The sequence below is a fragment of the Pantoea rwandensis genome (assembly GCF_002095475.1).
GTDB lineage: Bacteria > Pseudomonadota > Gammaproteobacteria > Enterobacterales > Enterobacteriaceae > Pantoea > Pantoea rwandensis.
In genome coordinates this window covers 637,949-652,680 of the sequence record NZ_MLFR01000001.1, presented here as the reverse complement: position 1 = coordinate 652,680, position 14,732 = coordinate 637,949, and the positions used below count along the sequence as shown (strand labels likewise).

Below are 14,732 nucleotides of genomic sequence, written 5' to 3'. Positions count from 1 at the left end.
TGCTATGGAAAAGATAACGTTGTCTTACCCGGCACGTCGCACGCTCAGCGGTCAAGCGTTGGCAGGCGTGGTCGGCTCGGGAGATATGGAAGTGCTTTACCGCGCTGATAACAGCGGCGCGTTGAACGTAACAATCACGACATCAGTGGATAACAGCAAAGCGCGCTGGGATGCACTGTTTAGCCGCCTGAGTGAGTTAACGGAACTGCCTGCCGGTCAGCTACAGATTCATGATTTTGGTGCGACGCCGGGTGTGGCACGTATCCGTATCGAGCAGGTGTTTGAGGAGGTGAATCATGCGTGATGACAGCAGCTTTATTGAATTACGCGCCCGCCAGCGCGCACTGGCTTTGCTCGACAGCGGCAGTGCCCGTGAACTGCTCGATCCCTTTGAGGGCGTAATGTCACCCTGGTTGGAGAAACAGGGCATTGTGCCGCAGGCCGATGACGGCATGGTGGTGATGAAAGGTACGCTCAACGGTCAGCCAACCGTGGTGATCGCTATTGAAGGCACCTTCCAGGGCGGCAGTATGGGCGAAGTGTCTGGCGCGAAGATGGCTGGAGCACTGGAACTGGCCGCAGAAGACAACCGCAACGGCGTGCCAACACAAGCCATTTTGTGTCTGGAAACCGGTGGTGTGCGCTTGCAGGAAGCCAATCTCGGTCTGGCGGCGATTGCAGATATTCACGCAGCCATCGTCGACCTGCGCCAGTATACCCCGGTGATCGGCATTATTGCCGGCACTGTAGGTTGCTTTGGTGGCATGTCGATTGCTGCCGCACTTTGCAGCCATTTGATTGTGACGCGTGAAGCGCGCCTGGGACTTAATGGCCCGCAGGTGATCGAACAGGAAGCCGGCATTGATGAGTATGACTCACGCAATCGTCCGTTTATCTGGAGCATGACCGGTGGCGAGATTCGCTATCACAGCGGGCTGGTCGATACGCTGGTCAATGATGGCGTGCAAGCCGTGAAGCGTGCAGTGGATGATGCGCTAACGCGGGGCGTGCCTACGCAGCATCGCAGCGAAAATTACGCCTTCTATCTCGATCGCTTAAGCCACTTCGATACCGCACAGCAGGCCAGCACGGCCACTATTCATCAGCTTTTTGCTCCGGAGGTGAAATCATGAGCGCACCTGTCAGTCGTGGTGAGCTGTGGCTCAATCATTTGACCGCTAATGCGGCTCGTCGGGAAGGACTCTGCCCTTCAGTACAGGTTGCGGATGCCGATCTCAATGGGGAAACCGCGCGTTTTATCGCTGTGGTGCCCGATGCCAACAACCGTTATCCGCGCGCAGCCAAAGGTGAAGTGGGATTGTTGGAAGGCTGGACCCTGGCAAAAGTGGTGCAGGAAACATTGGCTGAGGACGCAGCAAGTGCGGTTAAACGCCCCATTATCGCGGTGATTGACGTACCCAGTCAGGCCTATGGCCGCCGGGAAGAGGGTTTCGGTATTCACCAGGCCTTGGCGGGTGCAGCCGGTGCTTATGCGCAAGCGCGTCTGGCGGGTCACCCGGTGATTGGACTGATTGTCGGTAAAGCCATGTCTGGCGCGTTCCTCGCGCACGGTTATCAGGCTAACCGACTGATCGCTTTTAACGATCCCGCCGTGCAGGTGCACGCCATGGGCAAAGACTCAGCCGCGCGTATCACCTTACGTACCGTGGAGGCGTTGGAGCAACTGGCCGCCAGCGTGCCGCCCATGGCTTATGACATCGGCAATTACGCCACCTTGGGGCTGCTGTCGTCGCTACTGGATATTGCGAATCCTGATACCCCTGCGGTGGAGGAGGTTGTGCGCGTCAGAACCACTTTAGCGGAAGCGATTGACGATACGCGCCGTGTGCCAGGCCGAGGTTCACGGTTGGCGGCGCCGAACCGCCGCAGCTCTGCACTGGTGCGCGAGCGTCTGCGCGCAAGCTGGTAACACCATAATAATAAATATTAAATCAACCTGCCGGCTGTCAGTATGCCGGGCGCACGCGGCGTCCGGCCTCTGCGGCAACTGATAAATTCAACACCATCGCGTCAGTACTCACTCTTTTAATAACAAACAGGTGATTTATGACTTACGTGATTCTGCATGCGCTTGCCCCGATCTTTATTGTTATGTTGCTGGGGTTTTGGGCGGGCAAGGCCAAAATGGTTGATAACAAAAATGTCTCTTTACTCAATATCTTCGTGATGGATTTTGCCTTACCGGGCGCGCTGTTTAGCGCGACGGTACAAACCCCCTGGAGCGGGATAGTGGCGCAGATGCCGCTGATTGCAGTGTTAACCCTGGCAATGTGGATTGCCTACGCGGTGCTCTATTTTGTCGCCACCAAGTTATTCAACAAGTCTCCGCAGGATGCGGCGGTACTGACGTTGACCGTAGCGTTGCCCAATTATGCGGCGTTGGGTCTGCCAATCCTTGGCAGCGTGGTGGGCGAAGGTTCTGCGACATCACTCTCTGTGGCGGTCTCGATTGCCTGCGGTTCGGTGCTGATGACACCTTTCTGCCTGCTGATTTTGGAACGAGAAAAAGCGCGTAGCGCGGGGGAAACCGAACGCTCAACCTTGGCCATGTTACCGGTGCTGATGTGGCGCTCGTTGAAAAAACCGATTGTTTGGGGACCGTTGCTCGGCGTGGTGCTGTCGGCAATTGGCATTAAAATGCCGGATTTGGTGCTGGCCGCGATTAAACCGCTGGGCCTGGCGGCGACCGCTGCCGCACTGTTCCTGACCGGGGTCATCCTCTCGGCACGACAGCTGAAAATCAACAGCATGGTGATCAGCTCAACCGTCACCAAACTGCTGATTCAGCCCGCGCTGGCATGGGGCATTGTGCTGCTGTTTGGCTTGCACGGCACGGTGGCGGTCACCGCAATTCTGATGATTGCGCTGTCGGCGGGTTTCTTTGGTGTGGTGTTTGGCAATCGCTTTGGTGTGCAGTCACCGGATGCCGAAGCGGTGCTGTTACTGAGTTCGCTACTGTCGATTCTGTCACTGCCGCTGTTTATTAGCTTAACTGCAGGAATTTAAACATGAATATCCGCCCACACGATCTGCTCTGGCTCCACGCTGACGCAACACTGCTCGCCATAAAGGAGGGCTGGGTCGCGCAGCAGTGGTCGCCGCAACAGCCGGTGGTGGTGCGGCGGGATGTCGTTCAGCAGAGCACTGTTCCGATTGGCGTGCGCGGGGAGGCACGCCATCAACGGGCGGCGGGCTGGGTGCGCATCCAGGATGTGGCGCGCATTGATGCGCCAGAGGACCTGGTTGCGCGCGCGGCAACACATCGATTTCACGCTTTGCCCACGGTGCAGGCGCTGCATCAACTGCAACAGCAGCGCTGGTCGTGGCAGTGGGGGGTGACGGGGAGCACTGGTTTTGCCTTGGCAACGTCATTGCCGGTGCTGCACGCGGCGAGCGATCTCGATTTGCTGATTCGCGCACCACAGCCGCTCAATCCCGATGAGTTGACGGTGTGGCAGCAGCAACTGCTCCAGTTACCTTGCCGTGCAGATACGCAGATAGAAACGCCTTACGGGGCTTTTGCCCTCAACGAATGGTTACGCAGCGGACAGGTGTTGCTGAAAACGGCGCGCGGCCCGCGACTGACCCATCTTCCCTGGACGGAGGAAAATCGATGAAAACCTTGTTCACCTTTCCCGGCCAAGGCACGCAGCGTGTGGGCATGTTGCAACACATACCGCGAGATGCAACCTGGCAGGTGGCGCAGACGGTGCTGGGTGAAGAATTAATCCAGCTGGATTCCGCAGCTGCGCTGCAACACACCCGTGCGGTACAGTTGGCTTTGTTGATCGCTGCGGTATCGGCTGGGCGACAGCTGATCCATCACGGGGTGCAGCCCGACATGGTGTGTGGGTTGTCCATCGGCGCTTACCCTGCGGCGGTGATCGCCGGCGCGCTGGATTTTGCCGACGCACTGCAACTGGTGGCGCTACGCGGTGAGTTGATGGAACAAGCCTATCCACAAGGCTATGGTTTAACCGCCATCAGCGGCCTAAACCTCGCACAGATGGAAACCTTGGTGGATAATCGCAGCAGCTTCATTGCCAACATTAACGCCGAGACACAGATTGTGATTGCCGGTAGCGATGCGGCAATGGCAGCCGTCGCGCAACAGGCGCTGGAGCAGGGGGCGCAACGTGCGCATCGGCTGGCGATCAGTGTACCTTCCCACTGTGCTTTGCTCGATCAACCGGCACAGCAATTGAAAGCGGCAATCGGCCGCATCACCTTGCAACGTCCGCAGTTGGCGTATTTGAGCGGCAGCAGTGCGCGGGTTATCTGGCAGCCGGAACGTATCGCGGAGGATTTAGCGATGAACATGGCGCGCAATGTGCGCTGGCATGATGCGATGGTGGCAGCGCGAGAACGCGAGGTACGTCTGGTTATTGAGATGCCGCCTGGCGAAGTGCTGACAGGATTAACCCGCAACGTGCAGTGTCAGGGTGAGTGTCTCGCCTTAGAGCGCAGCGGCGGTGAACTGGCGCTGCGTCTGTTTCAGCGGCTTGCCAGCGCGCGCTGAACTTTTTCCTGCAAACTCAGGGCGAACATACGCCCTTCAGCCACCAGTGCCAGCAGATTCGGATCGTGTTCACGGTTGCGCGGAAACACGATGGCGATCTGCTGGCGCATTTGATACGGCTCGGCTAAGCGAAGAAAACGCAGATCATTTTCATACTGCTTACGCATCCTGCCCGGCACCAGCGAATAGCCCATGCCAGCCTGCACCAGACTGAGCATCGAGAAGATGTCATTCACGCGCGTGACGATATTGGGTTCAAATCCGGCCACGTGACAGGCCTCCTGAAATCCGGCAAAAGTCGCAAAGCCTTCTGCCAGCGAAACAAAGGGTTTATCACTGTAGCTGCGTAGGTCGATATCAATGTCACAGTTGTCACTGTTTCCTGCGGGCACGGCAAGAAAGATATCGTCCTGAAACAGCGCGACTTGCTCAAAAATCTTGTCATCGATCTCGGCTTCGCTGACAGAAATGATAATCGCATCGAGCTGATTATCTTTGAGTGCACGCAGCAGCAGTTCATTGGAACCCATGGTGAGATTCAGCTCTAACTCTGGGCGGCGCAGTTTCATTTTCATGATCAGTCGCGGCACGGTTTCCAGTGACAGAGAATAGAGTGTGCCGATACGCAGATGACCCAGCCCAATGCCCGCGGTACGCCGTGTTTCATCGATTCCCTGGCTGAGTGTGGCCAGCGCCTCGCGGCTGTATTCCAGCAATGTCCAGGCTGCTGGCAGTGCCACTAAGTTGCGGCCTTTATGTTCGAACAGCGGGCAGCGCAGACTCTCTTCCAGCGTGTGCAGTGCACGGTGTACGCTGACGGTGCTGATGCCTAAAGTTTCTGCGGCTCTGGCGAGGTTTTCACTTTCCATGTAGCAGCTGAAGATCAGCAGCTTACGTACGGTGAGATCGTTATCGAAGGTGAGTTTCATGCAGGATTCACATCGTTATCGGAGCTGACACTATAGCGCCTTATATGACCCGGTCGCCATAGATGACGGCCCTACGAAAATCGCACCGAACAATGTAGGGTCGCCATTAATGGCGACCGAAACGCGCTTAGGTAACCTGCATTAACACTGCGATCGGCTGTGATGCCTATAAATTTCAACGCTGCCGAATTGTCCCTTTATGCGTGCCTGGCGGGCCGCTGCCTATCGCGCCATGTCACGCTAATAAAGGTGACGACAAACAACAGACTATACAGCACTACAATCGTTGGCCCCGGTGCGCTGTCGAGGAAGAACGAGGCATAAACACCGCACAACCCTGTCAAAGTGGCGATTAACACCGCTAACAGCATCACCTGCAAAAAAACGTCGTGCCAGTAACAGCGCAATCGCGCCGGGAGCAATCAACATCGCTATCGACAAAATCACGCCCACTGATTTCAGCGCAGCGACAATGGTCAGCGCGATCAAACACAACAGTCCATAGTGCATCAGATGGCCATTGATACCGCAGGCTCGCGCCTGTTGCGGATCAAACGCGTGGAGCAGCAGATCGCGCCATTTCACACTCAGCAAAATGACTACCAGTAGTGCTATCAGCGCCGTTTGCACAATGTCAGACCAGGCAATTCCCAGCATATCGCCGAACAGAATATGGTCGAGGTGCACTTCCGGTTTCAGTTTCAAATAGAGCACCAAGCCCGCACCGAACATGCCAGAGAACACAATGCCCATCACCGTGTCGGGTTTAATGCGGCTATTCTGGCTGATAAACCCGGTTGCGAGCGCACACAGCATGCCAGCGATAAACGCGCCAATCGCATACGGCAAGCCTACCCACCACGCCAACACCACCCCGGGGAACACCGCATGACTCATCGCATCGCCCAGCAGTGACCAGCCTTTGAGCACCAGGAAAGCAGAAAGCATGGCGCATGGCAGCGATAACAGCAGCGTGATGATCAGCGCCATGTTCATAAATTCGAACTGGAATGGGCTTAATAACAACTCACTCATGACGCTCACCCTCCTGAGCCTGGCGCGCACGACGTCGAGCGGCTAGCACGCCATGCTTCGGTGCAAAGATAAAGGCCAGCAGGAACACCAAGGTTTGCGCGACCACAATGATGCCTCCGGTGGCGCCGTCGAGGAAATAACTGCTCCAGGCGCCGAGAAAACTGGTGATGCTGCCAATGGCGACGGCGATCATTAACAGACGTGGAAAGCGGTCGGTCAGCAGATAAGCGGTCGCGCCGGGGGTGACCACCAGACAAATCACCATAAAAGCTCCGACGGTTTGCAGCGCGGCCACTGTAGAGGCCGCGAGCAGGGTAAAGAACAAAATCTTGAGCGCGGTGGTATTTAAGCCGAGTGAACGCGCATGGCTCTCATCGAAGAAGGTCACCATGAGATCTTTCCACTTCAGCAGCAATAGCGTCAGAGTAATGACACCAATCGCGCCCAACTGCCAGATATCGGCGGGGGCAACGGCCAGAATGTTGCCGAGCACAATGGTTTGGATATTTACCGAAGTGGGATTTAGCGACACCAGAAATAACCCGATGCCAAAGAATGAGGAGAAGATCAGCCCGATGATCGCATCTTCTTTCAGACGTGTGCGCTGGTTGAGAAACAGCATACAACCTGCTGCGAGGCCACCAGAGAAAAAGGCGCCCAGCGAGAAGGGCAGTCCCAGCATATAGGCACCGGCTACGCCTGGCACGATCGAGTGCGACAGCGCATCACCAATCAATGACCAGCCCTTTAGCATCAAAAAGCAGGAAAGGAAGGCACAAATCGCCCCGACCAGCGCGGCGATCCACATGGCATTCAGCATGTACTGATAGCCAAAAGGCTCAACAATCCACGACATGATTGGCTCCTGGCTGTGCGCCGATCCTCTGCAATAATGCGGCGTTTTTCTGCTGCAACTCACCATCAAAGGTGCGCGCCAGATTAGCGGCCGTGAAAGTGTCGGCTAACAGACCGCTGGCCAACACGGTGTTTTTGACCAATACGCAGCGATCGCAGAAATCTGGGATGGTGTTGAGGTCGTGCGTTGAAACCAGCATCGTGCGGCCTTCATCGCGCAGTTCCTGCAACAGTCTGATAATTGCCGCTTCAGTTTTGACATCCACGCCGGTGAAGGGCTCATCCAGCAGGATAATCTGCCCGCTTTGCGCCAGTGCGCGCGCCAGAAAGACGCGTTTTTTCTGTCCGCCTGACAATTCACCAATCTGACGATGGCGGTAATCGAGCATGCCCACCCGCGTTAGCGCCTCATCCACGCTGCGTTTATCGGCGGCCCGTGGAATACGCAACATGTTCATGTAGCCGTAGCGGCCCATCATCACCACATCTTCCACCAGCACCGGAAAACTCCAGTCCACCTCTTCGGATTGCGGAACATAGGAGACGATATTGCGTTTCAGCGCGGCTTTGGCGGGCATCTCTGCCAGTGTCACGCTGCCCGTTGAGAGTGGCACAAAGCCCATGATGGCTTTAAACAGCGTGGATTTTCCTGAACCGTTGACGCCCACCAGCGCGGCAATGCTGCCCGATGGCACGGAAAACGATGCCTGACGCAACGCGGTGTGGCCGTTGCGATAGGTCACGCTGACATCCTGCACATTAAGGGTCATGATTTGCTCCCGGCGGTGATGCCTTTCGCCACGGTGTCGGTGGTGACACGCAGTAAATCAAGGTAGGTCGGCACCGGTCCATCGCTGTTGCTGAGTGAATCGACGTAAAGCACGCCGCCATAGTGGATACCCGCTTCACGTGCCACCTGCTCGGCCGGTTTAGCTGAGATGGTGCTCTCGCTGAAGAGGGTCGGGATCTGGTTGGCTCTTACCGCGTCGATCACTTTGCGCACCTGCTGAGGTGTGCCTTGTTGATCGGCATTAATTGGCCAAAGGTAGAGTTCTTTGAGTCCCAGGTCACGGGCGAGGTAAGAGAATGCACCTTCACTGGTGACCAGCCAGCGTTGATTTTCAGGCAGTTTATCAATGGCAGCGCGCATCGGTGCCAGCGTTTGCTGAATTTGCGCCTTATAGCGCTCAGCGTTGGCCTGATAAATAGCTGCGTTTGCGGGATCGTGTTTTTGCAGCGCATTACGAATGTTATCGACGTAGATCAGTGCATTATCTGGCGACATCCACGCATGTGGGTTAGGTTTTCCATTGTAGGGCCCCTCGGTGATGCCTAAGGGTTGGATTCCCTCGGTTACCGTCACCTCAGGCACATTTTTCAGACGCTGATAAAAGCGGCTAAACCACAGTTCAAGATTAAAGCCGTTCACCAAAATCAGGTCTGCTCCCTGCGCACGACGAATATCCCCCGGCGTGGGCTGATACTCATGGATTTCTGCACCGGGTTTGGTAATCGACGTGACTTCCGCCGCATCCCCCGCCACATTTCTGGCCATGTCAGCAATGATGGTGAACGTGGTGACGACCTTGAGTTTTTCAGCCGCAAAAGCAGGGGCGCTGATACAGAGCATGAGCAGTACAGCAGGTAACAGGCGTTGGCGAAACATGGTGAACTCCCTTTAATATAGCTTGTGCTATACAATATAGCAGATGCTAATTATGTGAAGCGTTTTTGTTCGATTCCTGCGATCAACAGCAAGAATTTACCTAACCTGAAAATTCAGTGAGAAAACCCTACAGAATGGCGAGGTGAACGCACCTACAGCAGCGGCGCGATCTCTCGCGCAAGCGGTGTGCCGCTGCCAGGGCGTGCGTGATACAAAGGGGAGAGTGATGTCGGGATTGGGTTACTCTTCGGTATTGATCACCACCAATACCTCTGCCTGCACTTCGCCCAGCGAGCGAATTCGGTGCGGTTTCTGACCATGAAATGCCAGTGAATCGCCGCAGTGCAGCGTGATCAATTCATTGTCAAAATCGACTTCAATGGTGCCTTTATGTACAAACATAAACTCTTCACCGAAGTGTTCTTTAAACGCCTTGCCGGAATATTCGGCATCAGGGTAAAGCATGAAAGGGAGTTGCTTGCGCTTACCGACTTGCTTGGTCAGCACCACATAAGCCGATTCATCACCTTCGCTGTTACTGGCTAAACGCTGACGATCGTCACCGCGCACCAGGCTGTAAGCCTGTTGATCGGCCTCATCAACACAGAACAACTCTTCAACGCTGACATTGAGCGCCTGTGAAAGTTTAAGCGCGGTAGCGATTGAGGGTTTACTCAAGCCGCGTTCCACTTTCGACAGATAGCTTTTGGTCATGCCGGTTTTTATTGCCAGCGCATCCAGGCTCACGCCCAACTTTTTTCTCAATACTTTCATGTGAATGTTCATTTTCACCAAAAAATTTCAAACAATGCGATTGCAAATGACACATTGTGTCATGTAAGTTATTTCGTGTCATCTGGCGCGATACTTTTCCTGTCCGAAAACCCTAGCGCGTTGATGTGTGTTGCCATTTTCACAGGATACCAATATGCCTAAGACATTAGAAATTTCTAAAGACGAACTGGTGCGTCAGGCGATCCAGCAGATGCAGGATAACCTGGCTGACAACAGCTGGAGCATTCGCGAAAAGCTGGCCCTTACCTGCCGCATTTTGTTTGAACATGGACATGATTCCGGTCTGGCTGGCCAAATCACCGCGCGTGGTCCACAGCCTGGAACGTATTACACCCAGCAGCTTGGGCTAGGCTTTGATGAGATCACAGCCAGCAACTTACTGCTGGTGAATGAGGATTTGGAGATCCTCGAAGGGCAGGGTATGCCTAATCCGGCTAATCGTTTTCACAGTTGGGTTTACCGTGCACGCCCTGATGTGAATTGCATTATCCATACCCATCCGTCCCACGTTTCGGCGCTGTCGATGTTGGAAGTCCCGTTGCAGATTTCGCACATGGATCTCTGCCCGCTGTATGACGACTGCGCGTTTCTTGAAGGCTGGCCGGGCGTGCCAGTCGGCAACGAAGAGGGCGACCTGATTGCGGGTGCACTGGGCGATAAGCGCGCCGTGCTGCTGTCACATCACGGACAGCTTTCCACCGGCGCGACGGTGGAAGAAGCCTGCTTTATAGCCGAACTGATTGAACGTGCTGCGCGTCTGCAACTGCTGGCTATGAGTAGCGGCACGATTAAACCGATCAAACCCGAATTAGGTCGCGAGGCGCACGACTGGATTTCTCGTCCGAAGCGCTACACCGCTGCTTTCAACTACTTTGCGCGCCAGATCCTGCGCCGCAGCAACGATTGCCTTAACTAAAAATTAAAAAAACGGGAGCACAGCCATGTCTTCATCTGCACTGCATGGAATTATCGGATACACCATTACGCCTTTTACCGCAGGCGGCCTGGCGCCAGACCTGAATGCGCTTGGCACGTCAATCGATCGCATGATTGAAAGCGGCGTGCACGCCATTGCCCCGTTGGGCAGCACCGGCGAAGGGGCCTACCTCAGCGATGCTGAGTGGGAGCAGGTCAGCGAGTTCAGCATCAAGCGGGTTGCGGGGCGTGTACCGACCGTGGTCAGCGTCTCAGATCTCACCACTGCCAAAGCCGTTCAGCGCGCGCGTTTTGCTGAAGCGCAAGGCGCGGATGTGGTGATGGTGTTGCCCGCGTCTTACTGGAAGCTAAGTGATGACGAGATCCTCGCGCACTACAAAGCGATTGGCGACAGTATCAGCGTGCCGATCATGCTGTACAACAACCCGGCCACCAGCGGTATCGACATGTCGGTCAGTTTGATCATGAAGATCGTGAAGGCGGTAGATAACGTCACCATGGTGAAAGAGAGCACTGGCGATATTCAGCGTATGCACAAGCTGTATCAGCTCAGCCAAGGACAGATTCCATTCTACAACGGCAGCAACCCGCTGGCGTTGGAAGCCTTAACGGCGGGCGCGAAAGGCTGGTGCACCGCTGCGCCAAACCTGATTCCGCAGCTCAATCTCGATCTCTATGCCGCCGTGCAAAACAACGATCTGGAGCAGGCGCGTCAGCTGTTCTATCGCCAGTTGCCGCTGCTGGAATTCATTTTGAAAGGCGGCTTGCCTGCCACCATCAAAGCGGGGCTGCGCCTGACCGGGTTAGAAGTGGGCGATCCCCGTTTGCCGGTTTCACAACTGAATCAAGCGGGTTGCGAGCAACTATTGCAAACGCTGAAAACCTTAAACGCATTCTGAGCCCGCCCTCGCGGGGATTTCATCGCCAACACCAAAAAAGAGGAAGTGATTATGTCTACCGTTCGTTATTACCATGCAGGTTGCCCGGTGTGTGTTTCTGCTGAACAAACGCTGTTAGGTCTGCTGGATCCAAAAGTCCAGGTGGAAGTTGTGCATCTGGGTGAGCAGTCATCAAGAATCGCGGAAGCGGAGAAAGCGGGAGTTGAATCTGTACCGGCATTGGTTGTTGACGGTCAGGTGCTGCATTTGAATTTCGGTGCTGCTATTGCTGATTTAAAATAACAAAATCGCATAAGCTTATTTAATTTCGCGGTGAGGGCCCGCACCGCGAAATAGGGGATGAGCAATTAATCAATCGACAAATTATGAATCGCCAGCGCAGCACGCGCGGCTTCTTTGCCTTTCTTGATAAAGTGTTCGGTATAGAAGTTTTCCAGCACATCAACCGGCTGGAAATTATGCGGCGTCAGTGACACTGAGAATACAGGCACGTTGGTAGTCAGTTGTACATTCATCAGGCCATCCACCACAGCGGCAGCCACGAAGTCGTGACGATAAATGCCGCCATCAACCACCAGCGCAGCAGCAACGATCGCATCGTATTTGCCGGTTTCTGCTAAACGTTTTGCCAATAACGGCATTTCAAATGCACCCGGAACTTCCAGCACTTTTAATTCTGCTTCAACGTTCTGCGCTTTTAATTCCTGTTCAAAACCAACCTGAGCATTGTGAACAATTTCTTTGTGCCAACCGGCTTTAATAAATGCAATCCTGATATTTTTCATAATGAATCCGACATCACCTGTAATTTCTTGCGCGTGAAAAGTAGCAATAATGCCTTTGTATACCATATGTTACGGTTGTGATCCAGAACGCTTGCGTAGCGATAAATGCCTTTATCGCATAACGAAATCCACGCTTGACGCCGAACGGCGCCTGCAATACAAATAGACGCGTCGGGGGAGTCTCGCCAAAGAGACTGAGAGGCTAAAAGCGCAATGCGCGGCTTAGCGACCCTTTGAACCTGACCCAGTTGATACTGGCGTAGGAAGACTGACAGCGTATCGTCTACGTTGTCTGGCGCAGAGGATCGCTCGCGCTCTTTCCCTCCTCCTGTATCTGCGGGTCTCAGCGAAAACTGAGAGGCCGATGTGAACTCCCTTGATATTCCGGAACGACTGCAGTGAGCCGCTGGACGGTATTAGGCTGCGGCGTGGCGGGCCTGTGCGTGGCAACCTTGCTGGCTGAGCGCGGTGAAGAGGTCAATGTCATTGGCGATGATCGCCATCAACCTGCGTCCTGGTTTGCGGGTGGCATGCTTGCGCCTTGGTGTGAATCTGAAAGTGCACCGCAAGAGGTTATCTCTCTTGGGCAGCACTCCGCTGCCTGGTGGCAGCAGCGCGTCAGCAGCGTGACGCACCAAGGTACGCTGGTGGTCGCACCGCCACGCGACAGCCAGGAACTCAACCGCTTTGCCCGTATGACGGACCAGCATCAATGGATCGATCCCGGTGAAATTGAGCCCATGCTGGAAGGGCGTTTTGCGCGAGGGCTTTTCTTTGCGCGCGAAGCGCATCTTGATCCGCGCCTCGCCCTGGCAGAAATGCGTGAAAAACTGCTGCAGCACGGCGTGCGTTTTGCTGCTCAGCAACCGAATGGGCGCGTGATTGACTGTCGCGGGATTCAAGCCAAAGGTGAATTAGCCAGCCTGCGCGCGGTGCGCGGTGAAATGGTGATTCTGCACAGCGATGAAGTGCAATTCTCGCGTCCGATTCGTCTACTGCATCCCCGCTTTCCCTGCTATCTGGTTCCGCGCCGCGATGGTCACTTTATGCTCGGTGCCACCATGGTGGAGAGCGACGATGCCAGCCCCATTAGCGCGCGTGCCATGATGGAACTCTTGAGTGCAGCCTATGCCATTCACCCCGCATTAGCCGAAGCGCGTGTAGTGGAAAGCGGAAGCGGCCTGCGTCCAGCTTATCCGGCCAATCTGCCGGAAATCCGCTATCAAAATGACACTTACTATCTTAATGGCATGTATCGCCATGGCTTTCTGCTGGCACCGATGATGGCAGAACAGTTGATGCAGCGCCTTTTCGGGGAACAACATGAATATTCAGCTTAATGGCCGTGCGATCCGCACCGAGGCTAAAACACTCAGCGAATTGCTGATCGAACAGCAAATTGATGCTGCCTGCGTCGCCAGCGCCTTCAACGGTCACTTTGTACCGAAAAGCCAGTATAGCAACCAGGCATTAGAAGAGGGTTGTCAGCTGGAAGTGTTATCACCGATGCAGGGAGGTTGAGCCATGTTCTACGATTTTGCACCGAAATCTCGCTTCCTGCTGGGAACGGCTGGGTATCCCTCACCGGCCGTTTTGCAACAGGCGATAGCCGCCTCGGGCACCGACATCATCACCGTCAGTTTACGGCGTGAAGGAGCAGCAGGTGCGGCATTCCGTGAGCTGCTCACTGGATTGAATGTGCGCGTGCTGCCCAACACGGCTGGCTGTCACACGGTTAAAGAGGCGGTGACCACCGCGCAGATGGCGCGTGAACTGTTTAACACTTCATGGATCAAGCTGGAGGTGATTGGTCATGCCGATACCTTACAACCCGATCCGTTCGCGCTGGTCGAAGCCGCACGTATCCTGTGCGCAGACGGTTTTCAGGTATTTCCCTACACCACAGAAGATTTGATCGTCGGTGAAAAATTGCTGGAAGCGGGCTGTGAACTCCTGATGCCGTGGGGCGCGCCGATTGGTTCCGGCCAGGGATTACGCAATATCGAGGGCTTGCGCGCGATGCGCGCGTGGTTTAGCGATATTCCGCTGATCATTGATGCAGGAATCGGCGCACCTTCCCAGGCCGCGCAGGCGATGGAGATGGGGTTCGATGGCATCTTGCTGAATACCGCGGTGGCGAAAGCGGGCGATCCGGTCGGCATGGCGGAGAGTTTCCGCTTAGCGATTGAAGCAGGCCAGGCCGCGCGTCGTGCGGGTTTGATGGAAAAGCGTGATATGGCAGCGGCTTCTACACCGATCTTTGGCCTCGCCAACCTGAGTTAAGGAGCCATC

The 14,732-nt window shown here is 55.2% G+C and carries 18 protein-coding genes, 1 pseudogene and 1 riboswitch; of the genes and pseudogenes, 12 read left to right on the top strand and 7 right to left on the bottom strand.

The annotated features are described in order from the left end of the window. The first annotated feature begins 4 nt into the window (after positions 1 to 4). The 6 genes from mdcC to mdcH all read left to right on the top strand — a co-directional run bounded on the left by mdcC (position 5) and on the right by mdcH (position 4,540). On the top strand, positions 5 to 304 hold the full coding sequence (gene mdcC / locus HA51_RS03075; RefSeq protein WP_084931805.1) for a malonate decarboxylase acyl carrier protein: 300 nt from the start codon (positions 5 to 7) through the stop codon (positions 302 to 304). Continuing rightward, positions 297 to 1,133, top strand: coding sequence for a biotin-independent malonate decarboxylase subunit beta (locus HA51_RS03070; protein ID WP_084931804.1), 837 nt, complete (start codon positions 297 to 299; stop codon positions 1,131 to 1,133). The genes mdcC and HA51_RS03070 overlap by 8 nt, the downstream gene beginning before the upstream one ends. After that, positions 1,130 to 1,930, top strand: coding sequence for a biotin-independent malonate decarboxylase subunit gamma (gene mdcE / locus HA51_RS03065; protein ID WP_084931803.1), 801 nt, complete (start codon positions 1,130 to 1,132; stop codon positions 1,928 to 1,930). Before HA51_RS03070 ends, mdcE begins: the two co-directional genes overlap by 4 nt. A gap of 137 nt (positions 1,931 to 2,067) precedes the next feature. Then, a complete protein-coding gene (locus HA51_RS03060) occupies positions 2,068 to 3,027 on the top strand; it encodes an AEC family transporter (RefSeq protein WP_084931802.1) in 960 nt (319 codons plus the stop codon). 2 nt (positions 3,028 to 3,029) lie between these two features. Next, positions 3,030 to 3,638: a malonate decarboxylase holo-ACP synthase gene (locus HA51_RS03055; RefSeq protein ID WP_084931801.1), complete on the top strand. Its 609-nt coding sequence runs from the start codon at positions 3,030 to 3,032 to the stop codon at positions 3,636 to 3,638. Then, positions 3,635 to 4,540, top strand: a complete 906-nt coding sequence (mdcH, locus tag HA51_RS03050) for a malonate decarboxylase subunit epsilon (RefSeq protein WP_084931800.1) — start codon at positions 3,635 to 3,637, stop codon at positions 4,538 to 4,540. Before HA51_RS03055 ends, mdcH begins: the two co-directional genes overlap by 4 nt. Here mdcH and HA51_RS03045 read toward each other — a convergent pair. The 6 genes and pseudogenes from HA51_RS03045 to HA51_RS03020 form a co-directional block, all read right to left on the bottom strand. After that, positions 4,516 to 5,469 carry a LysR family transcriptional regulator gene (locus HA51_RS03045; RefSeq protein WP_084931799.1) on the bottom strand — a complete coding sequence of 318 codons (954 nt, stop codon included), beginning with the start codon at positions 5,467 to 5,469 and terminating at the stop codon, positions 4,516 to 4,518. The two genes, mdcH and HA51_RS03045, sit on opposite strands and share 25 nt — an antisense overlap. Before the next feature lie 197 nt (positions 5,470 to 5,666). Beyond that, positions 5,667 to 6,504: pseudogene (locus HA51_RS03040) on the bottom strand (metal ABC transporter permease). Continuing rightward, entirely contained in the window at positions 6,497 to 7,360 is an 864-nt protein-coding gene (sitC, locus tag HA51_RS03035; RefSeq protein ID WP_084931798.1) for an iron/manganese ABC transporter permease subunit SitC, read from the bottom strand. The pseudogene HA51_RS03040 and the gene sitC overlap by 8 nt, the downstream one beginning before the upstream one ends. Continuing rightward, positions 7,344 to 8,129 (bottom strand): manganese/iron ABC transporter ATP-binding protein, encoded by a 786-nt coding sequence (locus HA51_RS03030; protein WP_084931797.1) that lies wholly within the window; start codon positions 8,127 to 8,129, stop codon positions 7,344 to 7,346. The genes sitC and HA51_RS03030 overlap by 17 nt, the downstream gene beginning before the upstream one ends. Beyond that, positions 8,126 to 9,025: a metal ABC transporter substrate-binding protein gene (locus HA51_RS03025; protein WP_084931796.1), complete on the bottom strand. Its 900-nt coding sequence runs from the start codon at positions 9,023 to 9,025 to the stop codon at positions 8,126 to 8,128. The genes HA51_RS03030 and HA51_RS03025 overlap by 4 nt, the downstream gene beginning before the upstream one ends. 240 nt (positions 9,026 to 9,265) lie before the next feature. After that, positions 9,266 to 9,799 (bottom strand): helix-turn-helix domain-containing protein, encoded by a 534-nt coding sequence (locus HA51_RS03020; RefSeq protein WP_245840131.1) that lies wholly within the window; start codon positions 9,797 to 9,799, stop codon positions 9,266 to 9,268. Between the two features lie 154 nt (positions 9,800 to 9,953). On the opposite strand from HA51_RS03020, the gene HA51_RS03015 reads away from it, so the two are divergent. Genes HA51_RS03015 through HA51_RS03005 form a run of 3 tightly spaced genes read left to right on the top strand, consistent with a single transcriptional unit; the run spans position 9,954 to position 11,937 of the window. Beyond that, positions 9,954 to 10,736 (top strand): aldolase, encoded by a 783-nt coding sequence (locus HA51_RS03015; RefSeq protein ID WP_084931795.1) that lies wholly within the window; start codon positions 9,954 to 9,956, stop codon positions 10,734 to 10,736. Between the two features lie 25 nt (positions 10,737 to 10,761). Further along, a complete protein-coding gene (locus tag HA51_RS03010; protein ID WP_084931794.1) occupies positions 10,762 to 11,655 on the top strand; it encodes a dihydrodipicolinate synthase family protein in 894 nt (297 codons plus the stop codon). Positions 11,656 to 11,706: 51 nt separating this feature from the next. Further along, the gene (locus HA51_RS03005) at positions 11,707 to 11,937 is read left to right on the top strand and encodes a glutaredoxin family protein (protein ID WP_084931793.1); all 231 of its coding nucleotides are present in this window, start codon (positions 11,707 to 11,709) and stop codon (positions 11,935 to 11,937) included. 65 nt (positions 11,938 to 12,002) lie between these two features. On the opposite strand, the gene HA51_RS03000 is transcribed toward HA51_RS03005, so the two are convergent. Next, complete coding sequence (locus HA51_RS03000; RefSeq protein ID WP_084932086.1) at positions 12,003 to 12,440, bottom strand: 6,7-dimethyl-8-ribityllumazine synthase; 438 nt, start codon at positions 12,438 to 12,440, stop codon at positions 12,003 to 12,005. A 163-nt stretch (positions 12,441 to 12,603) separates the two neighbouring features. Further along, a riboswitch (TPP riboswitch) is annotated at positions 12,604 to 12,723 on the top strand. Between the two features lie 115 nt (positions 12,724 to 12,838). Between HA51_RS03000 and HA51_RS02995 the strand changes: the two genes are divergently transcribed. The 3 genes from HA51_RS02995 to HA51_RS02985 are packed head-to-tail and all read left to right on the top strand — an operon-like array spanning position 12,839 to position 14,723. Continuing rightward, entirely contained in the window at positions 12,839 to 13,780 is a 942-nt protein-coding gene (locus tag HA51_RS02995; protein WP_084931792.1) for an FAD-dependent oxidoreductase, read from the top strand. Continuing rightward, entirely contained in the window at positions 13,764 to 13,961 is a 198-nt protein-coding gene (gene thiS / locus HA51_RS02990) for a sulfur carrier protein ThiS (protein ID WP_084931791.1), read from the top strand. Before HA51_RS02995 ends, thiS begins: the two co-directional genes overlap by 17 nt. 3 nt (positions 13,962 to 13,964) lie before the next feature. Beyond that, positions 13,965 to 14,723, top strand: coding sequence for a thiazole synthase (locus tag HA51_RS02985; RefSeq protein ID WP_084931790.1), 759 nt, complete (start codon positions 13,965 to 13,967; stop codon positions 14,721 to 14,723). Positions 14,724 to 14,732: the final 9 nt, after the last annotated feature.